Annotated in this window: 14 protein-coding genes; 6 read left to right on the top strand and 8 right to left on the bottom strand. The window is 36.1% G+C overall.

Going from position 1 to position 15,960, the window contains the following annotated elements; all coding sequences use genetic code 11:
* Window positions 1–154: 154 nt before the first annotated feature.
* Window positions 155–1,090 carry a sulfate/molybdate ABC transporter ATP-binding protein gene (locus WFH39_RS12850; protein ID WP_336690203.1) on the bottom strand — a complete coding sequence of 312 codons (936 nt, stop codon included), beginning with the start codon at window positions 1,088–1,090 and terminating at the stop codon, window positions 155–157.
* Window positions 1,091–1,175: 85 nt separating this feature from the next.
* On the opposite strand from WFH39_RS12850, the gene WFH39_RS12845 reads away from it, so the two are divergent.
* The 4 genes from WFH39_RS12845 (at window position 1,176) to WFH39_RS12830 (ending at window position 5,511) form a co-directional block, all read left to right on the top strand.
* The gene (locus tag WFH39_RS12845; RefSeq protein WP_214588735.1) at window positions 1,176–1,835 is read left to right on the top strand and encodes a YceI family protein; all 660 of its coding nucleotides are present in this window, start codon (window positions 1,176–1,178) and stop codon (window positions 1,833–1,835) included.
* 129 nt (window positions 1,836–1,964) lie between these two features.
* Entirely contained in the window at window positions 1,965–2,975 is a 1,011-nt protein-coding gene (gene pheS, locus WFH39_RS12840) for a phenylalanine--tRNA ligase subunit alpha (protein ID WP_214588736.1), read from the top strand.
* A 176-nt stretch (window positions 2,976–3,151) separates the two neighbouring features.
* Window positions 3,152–4,870 (top strand): sensor histidine kinase, encoded by a 1,719-nt coding sequence (locus WFH39_RS12835; RefSeq protein ID WP_336690202.1) that lies wholly within the window; start codon window positions 3,152–3,154, stop codon window positions 4,868–4,870.
* Window positions 4,867–5,511 (top strand): response regulator transcription factor, encoded by a 645-nt coding sequence (locus tag WFH39_RS12830; protein WP_336690201.1) that lies wholly within the window; start codon window positions 4,867–4,869, stop codon window positions 5,509–5,511. Before WFH39_RS12835 ends, WFH39_RS12830 begins: the two co-directional genes overlap by 4 nt.
* A gap of 513 nt (window positions 5,512–6,024) precedes the next feature.
* Here the strand turns inward: WFH39_RS12830 and WFH39_RS12825 are convergent.
* Window positions 6,025–8,448 (bottom strand): DUF5916 domain-containing protein, encoded by a 2,424-nt coding sequence (locus WFH39_RS12825; protein ID WP_336690200.1) that lies wholly within the window; start codon window positions 8,446–8,448, stop codon window positions 6,025–6,027.
* A gap of 116 nt (window positions 8,449–8,564) precedes the next feature.
* Window positions 8,565–9,335 (bottom strand): DUF3108 domain-containing protein, encoded by a 771-nt coding sequence (locus WFH39_RS12820; RefSeq protein ID WP_336690199.1) that lies wholly within the window; start codon window positions 9,333–9,335, stop codon window positions 8,565–8,567.
* A gap of 156 nt (window positions 9,336–9,491) precedes the next feature.
* On the opposite strand from WFH39_RS12820, the gene WFH39_RS12815 reads away from it, so the two are divergent.
* The gene (locus WFH39_RS12815; RefSeq protein WP_087707623.1) at window positions 9,492–10,547 is read left to right on the top strand and encodes an NAD(P)/FAD-dependent oxidoreductase; all 1,056 of its coding nucleotides are present in this window, start codon (window positions 9,492–9,494) and stop codon (window positions 10,545–10,547) included.
* Between the two features lie 62 nt (window positions 10,548–10,609).
* Window positions 10,610–10,939 carry a 2Fe-2S iron-sulfur cluster-binding protein gene (locus tag WFH39_RS12810; protein ID WP_087707626.1) on the top strand — a complete coding sequence of 110 codons (330 nt, stop codon included), beginning with the start codon at window positions 10,610–10,612 and terminating at the stop codon, window positions 10,937–10,939.
* 61 nt (window positions 10,940–11,000) lie between these two features.
* On the opposite strand, the gene WFH39_RS12805 is transcribed toward WFH39_RS12810, so the two are convergent.
* The 5 genes from WFH39_RS12805 to WFH39_RS12785 all read right to left on the bottom strand — a co-directional run bounded on the left by WFH39_RS12805 (window position 11,001) and on the right by WFH39_RS12785 (window position 15,879).
* A complete protein-coding gene (locus WFH39_RS12805) occupies window positions 11,001–13,151 on the bottom strand; it encodes a prolyl oligopeptidase family serine peptidase (protein WP_336690198.1) in 2,151 nt (716 codons plus the stop codon).
* Window positions 13,152–13,195: 44 nt separating this feature from the next.
* The gene (locus WFH39_RS12800) at window positions 13,196–13,777 is read right to left on the bottom strand and encodes a TIGR00730 family Rossman fold protein (RefSeq protein ID WP_076395726.1); all 582 of its coding nucleotides are present in this window, start codon (window positions 13,775–13,777) and stop codon (window positions 13,196–13,198) included.
* Window positions 13,778–13,800: 23 nt separating this feature from the next.
* On the bottom strand, window positions 13,801–14,100 hold the full coding sequence (locus tag WFH39_RS12795; RefSeq protein WP_214588742.1) for a type II toxin-antitoxin system RelE/ParE family toxin: 300 nt from the start codon (window positions 14,098–14,100) through the stop codon (window positions 13,801–13,803).
* Window positions 14,084–14,317: a hypothetical protein gene (locus WFH39_RS12790; RefSeq protein WP_076395731.1), complete on the bottom strand. Its 234-nt coding sequence runs from the start codon at window positions 14,315–14,317 to the stop codon at window positions 14,084–14,086. The genes WFH39_RS12795 and WFH39_RS12790 overlap by 17 nt, the downstream gene beginning before the upstream one ends.
* A gap of 116 nt (window positions 14,318–14,433) precedes the next feature.
* Window positions 14,434–15,879, bottom strand: coding sequence for an aminoacyl-histidine dipeptidase (locus WFH39_RS12785; RefSeq protein ID WP_336690197.1), 1,446 nt, complete (start codon window positions 15,877–15,879; stop codon window positions 14,434–14,436).
* Between the last annotated feature and the right edge of the window lie 81 nt (window positions 15,880–15,960).

Genomic DNA, 15,960 nt, shown 5'->3' with positions numbered 1-15,960 from the left:
TTTTTTTTTGTTTTTTTTTTTGTTGTTGGTGGTGTTGTTTTGGGGGTGGGGGGGGGCGCCCCCCCCCCCCCCGCCGAAACCAACGAAAAGAGCTCAGACATGCCGCTCAATCTGGGCTATGATATTCAGTTTCGTCATAAATATTCGTCAGAATTTAGCCAAATGAAACAGCGATAGTTCCGTTCATTTTTTCATCAGAATACAGAATGATTTCTTTATTTTTTACCCTTACTTTATTCCAGTAATGATTTCCTGCGAAACGGCTTTCCAGAACTTCGGCTTCAAAACCGTTTTCAGAAATTTTTATTTCTCTAGGATAATAGGAGAATTTTGAAATCTGAAAATCCTGCATCTCACTTTCACTGAAAATATTCACTTCCCCGAAAAGTTTGGCAACGTAAGAATTATAAGGATTTTTAAAAGCTGCTTCCGGATTTCCTTTTTGTACTATTTTTCCATTTTGCAATACAATAATTTCATCGAGCCACGGAATAATATCCTGAAGTTCGTGTGTGGAAATCACCAGAGAAATATTATTCTGCTTTACATACCGGAAAAGCTTTTCCCTCAGTTCAATCTTTCTCGGAAAATCCAGATTGCTGAAAGGTTCATCTAAGATCAGAAGCTTCGGAAGTACAGAAAGTGCTCTTGCGATGGCAACTCTTTGCTGTTGTCCTCCACTCAGATATTTAGGTAAAATGGGAGCAAACTCTTCTAAACCGACAACTTCCAGAAGTTCAGAAACGGTTTCTTTCTTTTTTGCCAGATTAATATTCGAAATAAATTTCCCTACATTTTCCGCAACCGTTGCATAAGGCATCAGATCAAAATTCTGGGCAACGAATTTCATTTCGGCTTCTCCCGGAACCAGATTTCCTTTCGGTCCCAGTAATTTTTTACCGTCAAAAATAATATCACCGCTTTCCCAGTCCAGCAAACCATAAATCAGGCTTAATAAAGTAGATTTCCCGCACCCGCTTTCTCCGGCAAGCGCAATGATTTTACCTTCCTCAAATGTAAGACTGAGGTTTTCAAACAAAGGTTTTTCTTTAGAATAGGAAAAGTTTAAATGATTTATTTCTAATAGCATATTACAAAAGTAATGAATTGAAATGTTTTTAGGAAAGAACAATATTTTTTATTATTTTAGCAGGAGTAATAAAAATTTATAAATCATGAAAAAAAAGCTGTTTTCGTTGGTTATTCCTGCATTTTTTGCTTTAGCTGCGGTAGTTTCCTGCAAAAAGGAGAAACCTCTTTCCAGCGATAGCAATGAAGTTGCAACAACCAAAGACGGAGCTGAATATGTTGTGGATACACTTAACAGTAAAGTAGAGTGGAAGGGATATAAAATTTTTAAATCGGAGAATACAAGCCATTTCGGAACCATTAAATTTGAAAGCGGCGATGTTACCGTAAAAGAAGGAAAGCTGGAAAGCGGAAAATTTGTTGCAGATATGGCTTCCTTAACTTCTGAAGATCTGAAAAACGATACCGAAAATCTGAACAAACTTAACGGGCATCTGAAAAGCGGGGATTTTTTCGAGGTAGAAAAATTTCCGACGGCTTCGTATGAAATTACCAAAGTAACACCTTCTGCTGAAGGAGATTACAATACCTTACTGGATGGGAATTTAACCATCAAAGGAATTACAAAACCGGTTCAGTTTAAAGCCAATGTTTCTGTGAAGGAAGGTCTGGTGAATATTGCTACCGAACCGAAAGACATAATGAGAGAAGAGTTTGGAGTGAAATTTCAGGCTCCTGCCGAAAATGGCGTGATAAAAGATGAGGTGACTCTTCAGATCAACGTGAAAGCTTTAGAAAAAAAATAATTTTTTTATTTAAGTGAAATAAGTGATTGAAGTCTGTCTCCCCAAAAGAGGCAGATTTTTTAACATTTTTAAGAAAATTATTCAACTGAAAAACCTTATTTTTGCAAAACATTTTGAAAGGGTAAAACAATGATAGAAAAGATAGAAGAATTACTCGTTGAGGTAAACAGCTTTAATGCTACATCTAAAGAGGAAATTGAAAACTTCCGAATCAAGTACAATGGTAAAAAAGGAATTCTGAATGATTTTTTTGAAAAATTCAAAGAAGTTCCCAACGACCAGAAGAAAGATTTCGGGCAGAAGATCAATACTCTGAAGCAGGCTGTTAACGTAAAACTGGAAGATTTAAAAAATGCTTCCGCATCTTCTATTATCGTAGAAAAAGAAGATCTTACAAGACCGGCGTTTCCTTTGGAGCTGGGATCAAGACACCCGATCAACTTAGTTAAAAACAGAATCATCGAGATTTTTAAATCTATCGGTTTTGCTGTGGCAGACGGACCTGAAATCGAGGACGACTGGCATAACTTCACGGCACTTAATCTTCCGGAATATCATCCGGCGAGAGATATGCAGGATACTTTCTTCATCGAGCAGAACCCTGATATTTTATTAAGAACGCATACTTCTTCCGTACAGATCCGTTACATGGAACAGAATCAGCCGCCGATCAGGATTTTATCTCCGGGAAGAGTGTTTAGAAACGAAGCGGTTTCTTCGCGTTCCCACTGTATTTTCCACCAGATTGAAGGATTGTATATTGATGAAAATGTAAGCTTCGCAGATTTAAAGCAGACCATTCAGTTCTTTACAACTGAGCTTTTCGGAAAATCTAAGATCAGACTGAGACCTTCTTATTTCCCTTTTACGGAACCAAGTGCGGAAATTGATGTATATTGGGGATTAAACTCTGAAACAGATTACAGGATAACAAAAGGAACGGGATGGCTGGAAATCATGGGTTGCGGAATGGTAGATCCGGCGGTTTTGAAGAATGTAAACATTGATCCTGAGAAATATTCGGGATATGCTTTCGGGATGGGAATTGAAAGAATTGTAATGCTTCTTTATCAGATGAGCGACATCAGAATGTTTTTCGAAAATGATATCAGAACATTAGAGCAATTCAAAACTTTATAAATATTGAAGTTTTAAATAAATTTAAATCCTGTAAAAATTATATTTACAGGATTTTTTACTATTTTTATGCTAAACTTGTTTAAAATTTTCAAATTTAAATGATGATTTAAACGGTTAAGTAAGAATTTCTTTGCAGTTAAAAACAGCTAAACACACTTACTAATAACTTACACAAAATGTCCAAAAAATTATTGAACTTTAAAGCGAGAAAAATAATCCATTACTCATTGCTCGTTTGTATTCTGCTCATCCAGCTTCTTATTGCAGGATATTTCTATAACGAATTTATTTCGAGAAAAAATCTGGCTTTCTTTGAAAATCAGCTGAAAGAAGTTCATACACTGGAAAATCTTACGGATAATTCCCGAGGAGAGCTTCTGAATGCACAAAATTTCCTTCAAAAATACATGGTGAGCAATGATAATACTTATCTTAATTCATATTTCGCTTCCCTTAATAAACTGGGTAAAAATCTTGACAGCATCGGACATTACGAAAACAAATATCCTAAGCTTAAGAATGTTCTTACCTCAAACAGAAAAGATTCTATGGAGATTAAAAAACTGAAATCTCTGATAGATTCTACCTACGAATATTCAACAAAATCTAATTTTAAAGTCGAGAATAATCTTCCTAAACTCGAAAAATACAGTGTAAACTACGACTTTGATAAATTTAAGGTAGAAACAAAGACAATCTCTGATACGGTAAAGAAAAAAGGACTTTTCGGACGTTTGGGAGACGCTATTTCCGGAAAAGAAAATGTACGGAAAGAAAGTACGATTATTACGGTGAAACAGGGAAAAGAAGCCAGTCCTGCCAATATTAAAGCTGAATTCGACAGTATTTTTAATGAAGTAAACAATCATTATAAAGGAGAAATAAAGAAAATTCAGGTGAATGTCGTAAGAAACCAGAACAACAGCGGTAACTTCTATAAAATCTTTAATAATCTTATGGTGTATAGCAATGGACTGATGAACATTTATGATGTTGCTATTAAAGATTCGAAAGCCGAGCTTGAGAAAGAATATCAAAAGCAGAATTCCGAAAGCAACAGAATCCGAAAAAATATCGTATTTGGGGCGATGATTTTGATGTTCATTGTTTCTGTTTTAATCATGTTCTTAACCAGAATTGCCTTTATTTATGAGAAAAAGCTGAACGCTGCCAATAAACAGATCAGCGAAAACCTTAATTTTAAGAACAGAATTTTAGGTATGCTGAGTCATGAACTGAGATCTCCGCTGAAAATCATAGGTTTGTTCATTAACCGGATTAATAAGAGAACGGAGGATGAAAAGGTGAAAGAATATCTGAAATCCATCAGTTTTACCAATGATTCTCTGCTGATGCAGGCAAACCAGATTTTGAAATATACCAAAAATCAGGCGGTTGAAAATAAGCTGATTCCGGTGAAGTTCAATCTTAAAAGCGAAATCACTTCAATTCTTACTTCCATTGAACCGTACATTGAAACCAGAAACAATAAATTCATTATTGATGAAAATATAAATCCGGATATCAATGTTTATTCTGATAATAAAAAGATCAATCAGATTTTCATGAATATTCTGGGAAATGCAAATAAGTTTACTGAAAACGGGCAAATAAAAGTCACCGCTAAAACGCAGCCTGTTGACGAAAATACAATATCTTTGATTACAGAAATCAGCGATACCGGTGTCGGAATTTCAAAATCCGATCTGGAAAAAATATTCGAACCTTATTATCAGGGAGTTCTGTCGGAAGACGTAGAAAATCTAGGTGCAGGCTTAGGATTGAGCTTATGTAAAGAAATTATTGGTTTATACGATGGAGATATCTCTGTTTCGAGCAAAGAAGGAAAAGGTACAACCGTACATTTTTCTGTTAATTTAAATATCAGTAAATGAGTGAACTAAATTCTGCATCTGTTAATGTTTTGCTTGCAGATGACCATAGCCTGATAAGACAAGGGATTGTTTTTCTGCTGGAAGACATGGACTGGGAATGCGAAATTTTTCAGGCTTCCAGTTTGCAGCAGCTGATGAACTCTATACAGGAACATCCGATAGATATTGCCATTATAGATGCTCATTTTCCCGATGGAAACAGCATTACCATTGTACCGGAAATTAAAAAAATAAGTCCGAAAACCAAGATCCTTATTTTTACAGGAATTGAAGAAAGCACCCATTCTCTGAAGTTCTTAAATGCAGGAGCAGACGGATTTTTAAGCAAGCTGAATGAAGAGGAAGAGATTGCAGAGGCAATTAAAAAAATGTACACACATGGAAGCTATATTTCTGAAGTTACACAGGCTTTGCTTAGGAATTCCATAAGCAATCCGACGCTTATTAATCCTTTACTGTCTTTAACAGAAAGAGAACTGCAGATCGCGGAAATGTATGCCGAAGGTCTTGGAAATCTCGAAATTGCCAATCGTCTTGATGTAAAACAAAATACAGTAAGTACAATTAAAAAAAGAATTTTCGATAAACTTAAGATCGAAAATATTGTAGAACTTATTGATCTCATGAAAAATCATTACTGATTTTTAGAGGTTATTATGATATAAAATTCATGAAATTATAATATTTCATGAATTTTTTTATTTAAAATGCCTGTTTACAGTGCTAAATATTGCTTTTTCATATTCTGTAGATAAATATCTACAAGCTTAGCGATATATATCTAAATGATTTATTAGAATTATGTACCACAATGTGCCTACATTTGTATCAACAAAAACAACAATTATTAACCGGTAATTAAAATTGATTTTGATTCTGAAAACACAAATGATGAAAAAAAATTATTTCAGGATCAAATATCTTAAAGCACAAATGATAATACTTGTATCATTATTGCAGAGCAGCAATGCTCTGTGATAGATACTAAAAAAAGGTAGCAAAGGTTAGAAAGCAGCCTAAAAAAACACACACAATGAAAATCAAGCCTCCGAAATTTCGGAGGCTTGACGTTTTTAATTACTGACCTAAGAAACAAAACGTAATTAAAAACAAAATTCTATTGAAAAATTACAATGGTTCTGTTAAATCAATGATTAACCCTTTTTCTTCGTCCAGCTTTTTACCCTGTTATAATCCAGAAAGTAAGTCAGTTTTAAAGAAATATTATTCACGGTGGGTTCATTGAAGAGCATATCATAGTTTTTCTTTACATTCAGTCTCGAAAATTCAAGATAATTGGACGTGGCATTTCTGTACAATAATGTCAACTGGCTTCCCGGAGCAAACCACCACGAAAATCTCAGATCAACATTCCATGCATTATAGGTTCCGTTCAGGTTTTTATTAAAAGCATTGGTTTCTGTAAGACTTCCATCCTGATTTAATGCGTAAAACTGTTTATACGTAACATCCGAAAAATAATGTCTGAATGTTAACGTGAGAGCCATTTTTTCGTTAAAGGTATACTTTGAAGTCAATGCATTTTCGTAGGTATTTCGCTGTCTTCTTCCGATGAAAATATCAGTGCTATTTTTTCCTGCAAAACCTGTTTCATTATTGCTGAAACTCGGATTAAAACTCCAGTTTACATTAAATTTGTCTGAAAAACGGTAACGGAGTCCGAAATTGGTAAGAACCTGATTTCTTCCTTTTTCATCGTACGCATAATAATCGAAAGTGAAATTAAGCTGTAACTTTTTTCTGCTGTCGCTTTCAAACCAGATCCATGAATCGAAGTATTTGGGAACTTTCAGATGTCTCCCAAAAGTTCTGGGTTCGTAAATATCATTCTGGGCAAAAGGGGTAAATTCTATTCCTCCTCCGAAAACCCTGAAATTTTTATCGGTAAAACTGTTATTGTTATTAAAAATCAGATTCTGAAAAATAAACGGTTCTAATCTGTGATAGTAGTTAAGATTAAAATTCAGATACATATTATTGAATGTTTTCGTAGGCTGCAAAATTCTGTAACCGTACCACGCGTTGTAATTTCCGAAATTGGTTCTTGTAGAAAATCCTACATCATTAATGTCCCAGTCTTTTGTAGTTACATTTCCATTAACGTTGAAACGGTTTTTGCCTGAAATTTTTGCGAAGCCGAGTTCACCTTTAGTCCCGAATTTGGTTTCACCATCCATCACCCAGCTTCCTTTTAAACTTCCGAAAGTATTGTAGGTGTTTTTTTTATTGTTGATGTCCCAGAGAATTCCCGTTGCATTGGCGTCGCGGAAATCTCCGTCTCTGGTAACATTGGTATTTACCAAAGAAACAGAAGAATTTCCGTTGAATCGCTGATCAAAAACCAAAACATTGTAATTCGTCCACGGTTCTACCACTTCTCTTCTCATTTCTCCGGTTTCATGATTTAGAATGGTGGCTTCCATTTTTTGTGTTATCCCATTAAAAAAGCCGATTCCCAATCCTTTTTTGGTTCTTCCCGAAATTTTAAAAGCATTGAATAATTTTACTTTTGAAGGATATTCCGTTACTTCTTCATTGTCGTTCGTTGTCGGATATCTCGAAGGCTGTCCGCCGACTCTTCTTGAATAAAACATTCCGCCTTTACTGAATAGTTCGGTTCCTTCGGTGAAGAATGTTCTCTGTTCGGAAAACTGCTGTTCAAACGGGGTTAAATTTAAAATCGAATTATCAAAATTTGCCTGCCCGAAATCAGGAATCAAAGTCATATCGAAGGTAAAGGCGTCATTAATCCCATATTTTACATCCATTCCGCCATTCACATTGGCAGTAGTTTTTCCGTCGAAACTGTTGACGTACGTGGAAAAATAAGGCGTGAAAGACAATCGTGTCGGAGGATTGATGTTTTCAATTCCTTTTAAAACACCATCAAACAGGGTATAAGAATTTTTTGCATTATCCACAAAATTCCAGTCATAAGTAGTTTTTGTACGCTGAATCCTGCGGAACATATTCATTCCCCATTCCTGGACATTGCTTTTCGGAAATCTTAACTCTGAATATGGAATTTTCATTTCTACCGCCCATCCTTTTTCGTTAATTTTTGCGCTGCTGTACCAGATAGAATTCCATGTATCATCTTCTCCGTCAGTCGTAATTTTTGCATCAAACTGAACGCCGGCTGCGGTTACCATAAATTCCAGACTCTGCTGCTTATCATTATAGCCGTTTAAAGTAACACCGAAAAAATCATCATTTCCTACACCGTCTCTTTCGGTAAGTTCTTTGGCAATTTTATGGGGAGTAGGATCGTACATTTGTGCTCCGAAGTAAATTCCTGTATCATCATATAAAATTCTGACCTCCGTTCTCACAGAATCTGCCTGAAGTTTTCCGTTGTTGGGCTGTCTTTCTATAAAACCTGTAGCAACAGGTACGTTCCGCCATTCTGCATCATCCAGAATTCCGTCAATTTTGGGCGATGATGAGGTTTTTGTGATAACGATGTTTTTTCTGACAATCTGTACATCTTCCTTTTTCTGAGAATAGGAGAATAGAGAAGATAAAATAAGGCAAATTGTCAGTATATGAGTTTTCATATTTCAGTTCTTAATGTTTTAAAGAAGACAACCGAAACCTGAGATGTATTACATGACAAAACGAAAAAGTGTCTGCAAATTTTGCAGACACTTTATTTCTAGTGAGTTACCATATTTTAATTTGTAAACTTTAGGGGATATTTTACATTTTTATATCCGTCGATACTTGCTTTTAAGGATCCGACTGCCAATTCAGCTTTCAATAAAATAGGAATGTGGTTGGCATCGTTGGAAACCCACATCGTTACTCCTTCTTTCTCTTTAAAAACCCTTCCGCTTTTCACAGACGGAATAATTTTTAAACAGTTAATTGTCCCGAATTTGGTATCCAGATTTTCAGTTCCCACTACTTTTAGCTGAAAAGGAAACATTTCATCATCAATCCAGACATTCATGTTGATTACTGTTCCTGTTTTCAGTTCAGCGGCAGTTTTACTTCTTAAATAGTAGAAGCAGGAAAGCATATCCTGAACTCCTTTTACAGATTTTATCACTTTCGATCCGTTTTCCGGCGTTTTCTTATCCGTTAAAACCAATGTATTGTTGTCGTGATTAAAAGTAGTTTCCAGATGTTGTCTGTAGCTTCCTTCCCGCACATTTCTTACGTAAAAGCTAGGAAGTTCGGTCTGCATATTGATGTAGCTTTCATAAAAATCTTCCACTTTAAAAAAAGCTCTTACCGCTCCCGTAGTCTGTCCTGTACCTCTTACATGAAGATGCGGAGCGCCTTTAAAAGTGGTTTTCTGTGCCGTAAGATTAGCAGTACCGGCATTCAGAAATCCGTAATGGATTCTCAGCGTAATAGACTCTCCGTCTGCAATATTATCAATCTGTCCAAATCCCAGAATGAATATAAATATCGAAATAACACTTAAAAATTTCTTCATAATTAAAATTTTACAAAAACACTGCCAAATTCAATAACTTAAAAATATAAAAGATATTTGACAAATCTCAGTTTTTTATTTAGACTGAATTAAATATGCTTCGCATTAAAATTAGTAAATTTGCGCTCACAAGTATAATTAAATTATCTTATAATTATGATAACGACGGATATATTGATCATAGGAGCCGGTCCCACAGGACTTTTTGCCGTATTTGAAGCAGGTTTATTAAAAATGAAGTGCCATATTATTGATGCACTTCCTCAACCGGGAGGACAGTTGGCTGAGCTTTATCCTAAAAAGCCTATTTTCGATATTCCGGGATATCCTTCTGTAAACGCGGGAGAACTTGTGGATAATTTAATGGAGCAGATCAAGCAGTTTCAGCCGGGATTCACTTTGGGAGAAACAGCGGTTTCTTACACAAAAGTAGATGATGAATGGTTTGAAGTGATTACGAACAAAGGAACGGTTCACAGAGCGAAAGCAATTGCCATTGCAGGAGGTCTTGGAACTTTTGAGCCGAGAAAGCCTACGATTGAAAACGTAGCCGACTACGAGGAAAAAGGTCTTGAGTATTTCGTAAAAGAACCTGAACATTTCAGAAATAAAAAAGTAGTAATCGCAGGAGGAGGAGATTCTGCACTGGACTGGAGTATTTTCTTATCAAATGTGGCAAGTGAAGTTACTCTTATCCACAGAAGAAATGAATTCCGTGGCGCTTTGGATTCTGTAGAAAAAGTTCAGGATCTTAAAAATCAGGGTAAAATTAAATTAATAACTCCTGCAGAGGTTACAGCGATTAAAGGTGACGGAAAAGTAGAAGCGATTACGGTTGCTATTGACGGACAGGATCCTTACGATATTGAAACAGATTATTTTATTCCGTTATTCGGTTTAACACCAAAATTGGGAGAAATCGGAAACTGGGGACTGAATATCGAAAAAAATGCGATAGTTGTAAACAATGCTCTTGATTATCAGACGAATATTGACGGAATTTATGCGATCGGAGATATCAATACTTATCCGGGAAAATTAAAGCTGATTCTTTGCGGATTCCATGAAGCAACTTTAATGTGTCAGAGTGTTTACAACAGACTGAATCCGGGTAAAAAATTCGTTCTGAAATATACTACGGTAAGCGGAGTAGATGGTTTCGACGGAAGCAGAAAAGAAGCTGAAAAAGCTGTTGTTAAAAAAATTGACTAATTTTGTTGTCTGTTGTTGAATATCAATTACCATAACAATCAACTATTAACGATCAACAAAAGATGAGCGATATTAATATAAAAATTACCGATAGGGAAGGAGTTACACACGATGTTGTTGCGCCAACGGATATGTCCATGAATCTGATGGAAATCATCCGTTCTTATGAACTGGCGGAAGAAGGAACCATCGGAGTTTGCGGAGGAATGGCAATGTGTGCTTCATGTCAGGTTTATGTGACCAACGATCCGGGACTGGACGAAATGGGCGCAGAAGAAGATGCGATGCTGGGTGAAGCTTTCCATGTACAGGAAAACAGCAGACTGGGTTGTCAGTTGCATATTGTTCCTGAAATGGAAGGTCTGGAAGTAGAGATTGCTCCTTATCCTTAGAAAGACTTTAACTTACCATAAAAAACCTCCCGAAGATTTTCTCCGGGAGGTTTTGTTTCTATCATTTTACAGGCTGAAATTTTGGATGTCCCACCTGCCATAAAGCAAACGAATAAATATCGGCGTATTCTTTAAAAATAACGTCAAAATCACTGGTGAAATGTCCGTTTTCATAATTTACATACAGCAAAACAGGTTTTCCTGAACCGGAATCTTTTTGCAATATGGCTGCAAATTTTCCGGGTTCCCAAGGTTCAACTCTGGAGTCGTTCATTCCGGTGCGGATAATTATAGCGGGGTATTTTATTCCGGCTTTTACTTTACTCTGTGCATCCATTTCAAGAAGGTTTTTTGTGTCTTCTTCATCTTTTAAAGTTCCTATTTCCGGAATTTGATTAGGACCATTCGGTGTAATCTCAGAACGGATGGCATTGGTCATTCCTACTTCTGCAATAGCAACGGCAAATAGATCAGGTCTTTCCGTAATGGCTCTTCCAATGAGTACTCCGCCCATACTTACACCATTCCCAATGAGTTTTGAAGATGAGGTGTATTTTTGGGAGATCAGATATTCAGAACATGCAATAAAATCTTTCCATGTATTCGGTTTTTTTCCTTTCATACCGTCTTTATGCCAGTTTTCGCCTTTTTCGCCTCCTCCTCTTACGTGCGCTATTGCCAATACGACGCCCTGTTCCAACAGCACAGAAAGTCTTGTTGAGAAACGCGGCTCATATGAAAATCCATAACCGCCATAACCTGTAATATAAGCCGGACTGCTGCCATCCATTTTCATATTTTTAGGATAAATAACAGATAGCGGAACCATAGTGCCGTCATGACTTTTTACTTCAATTTCTTTTACATTATAAAGTGTATTATAATCCGGATATTTTGTTTCTGAATTAAGATATTTGCTTTTTACAATAATCCCTTTTTCAGGATTGTATTCATAGGTCGTCAACGGAGTCAGCCAGTTAACATTGTTACAGTATATATTGTCGTTTTCTCTTTGGTTAAGGGATAATGAACTGTTAACCCCTGTCGGAAAATCAATTTTCTTTCCGACTAGCGTATTAATATTGACCTGATATTTGTCTCTTACAATACCGTCTCCTAAAGAGTAATAAAGATAGTTTTTAGAATTATGAATACTTATGATTACTTTATCCTTGCTTTCCGGAACTACAGTTTTGGCTTTATCAGGGGCAGGATTGGATAAGCTTGTGAGAGTAATTTTATAATTGGGTGCATCTTTGTGAGTCAGCAGAAATAATTTGTCGCCGGAAATAAATACATCAGTAATATCGTCTGATGGTTTTACGATTTGTTTCCAGTTTATTTTTTTATTTTTTAATTCAGAAAAAGGTGCAACAAATATCGGACTTTCAGATTTTACAGAACTTAATCTTAAAACAATATTTTTATAGTCATCGGTAAAATAAATTGAAGGAAATTGTTCTGTTAAAGCGTTCAACTCAGGATAATCTTCTCTGGATGCTAAGACCTTGTCAGCTTTTGTGTCGGTTCCAATCACATGAAGCATCGCTTTCATGTCTTTTAGAAGCATATTGCTGCTTGGATCTGCGGTACTCATTTTTGTATAAAGAATAGCTTTATCATCGGGCGTAAATTCAAAAGCAAATTCACTCCAGATAGGGCCGATTTCATCCTTTAAAAATTTCTTTGTGGATAGATCAAAAATTCTTAAATCGCAGATTTCTCCCCCTGCTTTTGATAGTAAAATAGCAATTTTTCCCGCTTTGGAATCGAGTACAAAATTGGTGATTTGTGTATTTTTGCCAAGTGTTTCAGGATCAAAAATAAGCGATTCTTTTCCTGTTGCAAGATCTCTTGAATAAAGCTTAGAAAGGTTTTCGCTTTTTTTAGTCTTTGTGTAGAAATAGGTGTTTCCTCTTTGATAGATGACGTCGAAAGAATCACCGTTCATTTCCTGTACTTCTTTCATGCGTCTGTAAAGATCTTCACGGTGCGGAATTTTATCAATCACGGTATGGCTGAAATCAGATTGAGATTTGAACCATTTTTTTACTTCCGGATTTTTGGTGTCTTCCAGCCATCTGTAATGATCTGTAATTTTTGTACCAAAATAATCATCCACCACCGCTTTTTCAGGAGTTGCAGGATAATTGTACTGTGCGGATATTATTTGACTTAAAAATAATCCTGCTGAAAGAAATATATTTTTCATGGCTGTATTTTTTTTGACAATTAAAAGTCTGTAATGTAAATATACTAAACTTCCTCCCTCGAAATCCATTTTCCAACATTCGGAGCCTGATAATTTTTCATCATTTCCAGTAATTCTTCAATATTTTCACAGATTAAAAGCATCTCACGGTTAATCTGCTTTAAAAATCCTTTTTCCACCATTGTTTCCACAAGCCTGATCAGATCGTCATAAAATCCGTTGATGTTTAAAATTCCAATCGGTTTTTTATGAAGTCCCAGTTGCGCCCAGGTTATCATTTCAAAAAATTCTTCCATTGTTCCGTAACCTCCCGGAAGAACAATAACGCCGTCGCAAAGTTCATTCATTTTGGTTTTTCGTTCATGCATGGTTTCCACCAGAATTAATTCTGTCAATTGTTTATGAGCAATTTCTTTGGACTGTAAAAAGCGGGGAAGGACGCCGGTTACTTTTCCGCCTTCATTTAGTGCTCCGTCTGCAACAGCGCCCATTAAACCAACATCTGCGCCGCCGTAAATAAGCTGAATTTTTTGTTTTGCCAGAGTTTCACCAAGCAAAGCTGCCTGTTCTTTGTAAATAGATGCAGAACCGAAGCTGGATCCGCAGAATACGGTGATACTTTTCATGATTAATAATTAAAAAAACTGAATTAAATTTTTCTTTTTTGAGGGGACTGTCTGTTTGAAAAGAATGATAAAATTTCCACACTGCCATTGTTTACGCGGTAATACATGGTGTTGAATTCCAGAATAACCAGTTTGTGAATGTTTTTGCTTTCGGATATGGGAAATATGAAAGGATTTTGAGATATAATTTCAATTAAACTTTCAATTTTTTGAACAAGCTTTTTAATTTCTTTATCCGTAAAATGAAGTTGAAGATATTCTATTGTCTGTTCTAATTCCTCTAAAGCATTTGGGGTCCAGAGAATATTATAACCATTTTCCATATAACTTTCTGGCTTCAGAATGAGATTTTAGTTCATTATTATCCGCTTCAGAAATTCCTTTTTCAATTGATTCTTTTTCTTCTTCCGAAATTAAACTCCACCAGTCTTTAGTCTCCTCTTTCCTGAATTGAATCAGTTTTTTGATAACAGAAGCATCCTCCAATGTTGACAGCCATTGAATTAATTCAAGTTTTTCATTGAGTGTCTGTGTGTTCATACTTTGGATTGTTTATTCAAATGTATAACTTTTTGATAACAATTGAGAAAGATTGGGAACAAAAAATATCCAAAATCAAAACGACTTTGGATATTCAATATAGCAATTTTACAATTTTATTTCTGAGGAATGTTGGCTAAAATATCTTTCAGGAAACTCCAGAATTTCTGTGCCGAAGGAATATTTGCCTTTTCATCCGGAGAGTGTGCCCCACGAATGGTCGGTCCGAAACTTACCATTTCCATTTCAGGATAATTGGCTCCGATGATTCCGCATTCCAGACCTGCGTGACAGGCTACCACGTGAGGTTTTTCAGTGAATTTCTCCACGTAGATTTTTTCCATCAATTGAACGATTTCAGACCCCGGTTTTGGTTTCCATCCCGGATAAGAACCGCTGAAAACGGTATTCATTCCGGCAAGTTCAGCAACCGATTTTAACTGTTCAGCCACTGAATCTTTCGATGATTCTACAGATGATCTGGAAAGGTTTAAAATTTTTAATGCCCCGTGTTTTAATTCAACTCTTGCGACGTTATTGGAAGATTCTACCAGATCTTTTACATCCGGACTCATTCTGTACACTCCGTTATGAAGAGATTTCAACGTTAAAATAATCTTTCTGGAATCTGCTTCCGAAATCGCTTTCTCTGAAGTTGTTGTATTTTCAATGTTGATCTGAAGACCGGCTTCAATGCCTGCAAACTCGTCCAGAATTTCTTTTTTAAGACCATTCGTCACTTCTTCGATAAATTCCTGAGCATTTCTTACAGAAGCAACAGCAACGGCTTCTCTCGGGATGGCATTTCTCAGTCCGCCTCCGTCAATAGAAATCAGCTGAATGTTTTCTTTTTCCAAAGCTTTATAAAGCAACCTTCCCAAAATAACATTTGCATTTCCAAAACCTTTGTGAATATCCATTCCGGAATGCCCGCCCTGAAGTCCTTTCACTTCAAATCTCACGATTTGTCCTTTTGCGTCTTCAGTTTCGTAGTTTTGAGAAATGGTAACATCAATTCCTCCGGCGCAGCCGATATCGATTTCGTCATCTTCTTCGGTATCAAGATTCAGAAGGATATCTCCGGTTAACTGTCCCGGTTTCAGACCTAAAGCTCCTGTCATTCCTGTTTCTTCATCAATGGTAAAAAGAGCTTCCAAAGCAGGGTGCGGAATATCTGAACTTTCCAGAATAGACATGATTGTTGCTACTCCTAAACCATTGTCGGCTCCCAAAGTGGTTCCTTTTGCTTTTACCCAGTCTCCATCGATTTCCATTTTGATTCCTTCTGTTTCAAAATCAAAATTTACATCATTGTTTTTTTGGCAAACCATATCCAGATGCGATTGCAGAACCACAGATTTGCGGTTTTCCATTCCCGCTGTTGCCGGTTTTTTGATGATTACATTTCCTACTTCATCAACGGTGGTTTCCAATCCTAAGTTTTCACCGAATTCTCTGATGAACGCAATTACTTTTTCTTCTTTTTTTGAGGGTCTTGGAACCGCATTCAATTTGGAGAAATTCTTCCAGATAATCTGCGGTTCTATATTAGATAGTTCCATGAAATTTATTTTTATCAAAATTACGAAATAAAAAATGCTCCCGATCATTCAGAAGCATTCTTTTTTATTGTTTCAGGCAGA

Source organism: Chryseobacterium sp. MMO-72 (assembly GCF_037146035.1).
In the GTDB taxonomy this organism is placed as follows: Bacteria; Bacteroidota; Bacteroidia; order Flavobacteriales; family Weeksellaceae; genus Chryseobacterium; species Chryseobacterium indicum.
The sequence above is the reverse complement of the archived record's forward strand: the minus strand, read 5'-3'. Positions and strand labels throughout refer to the sequence as shown.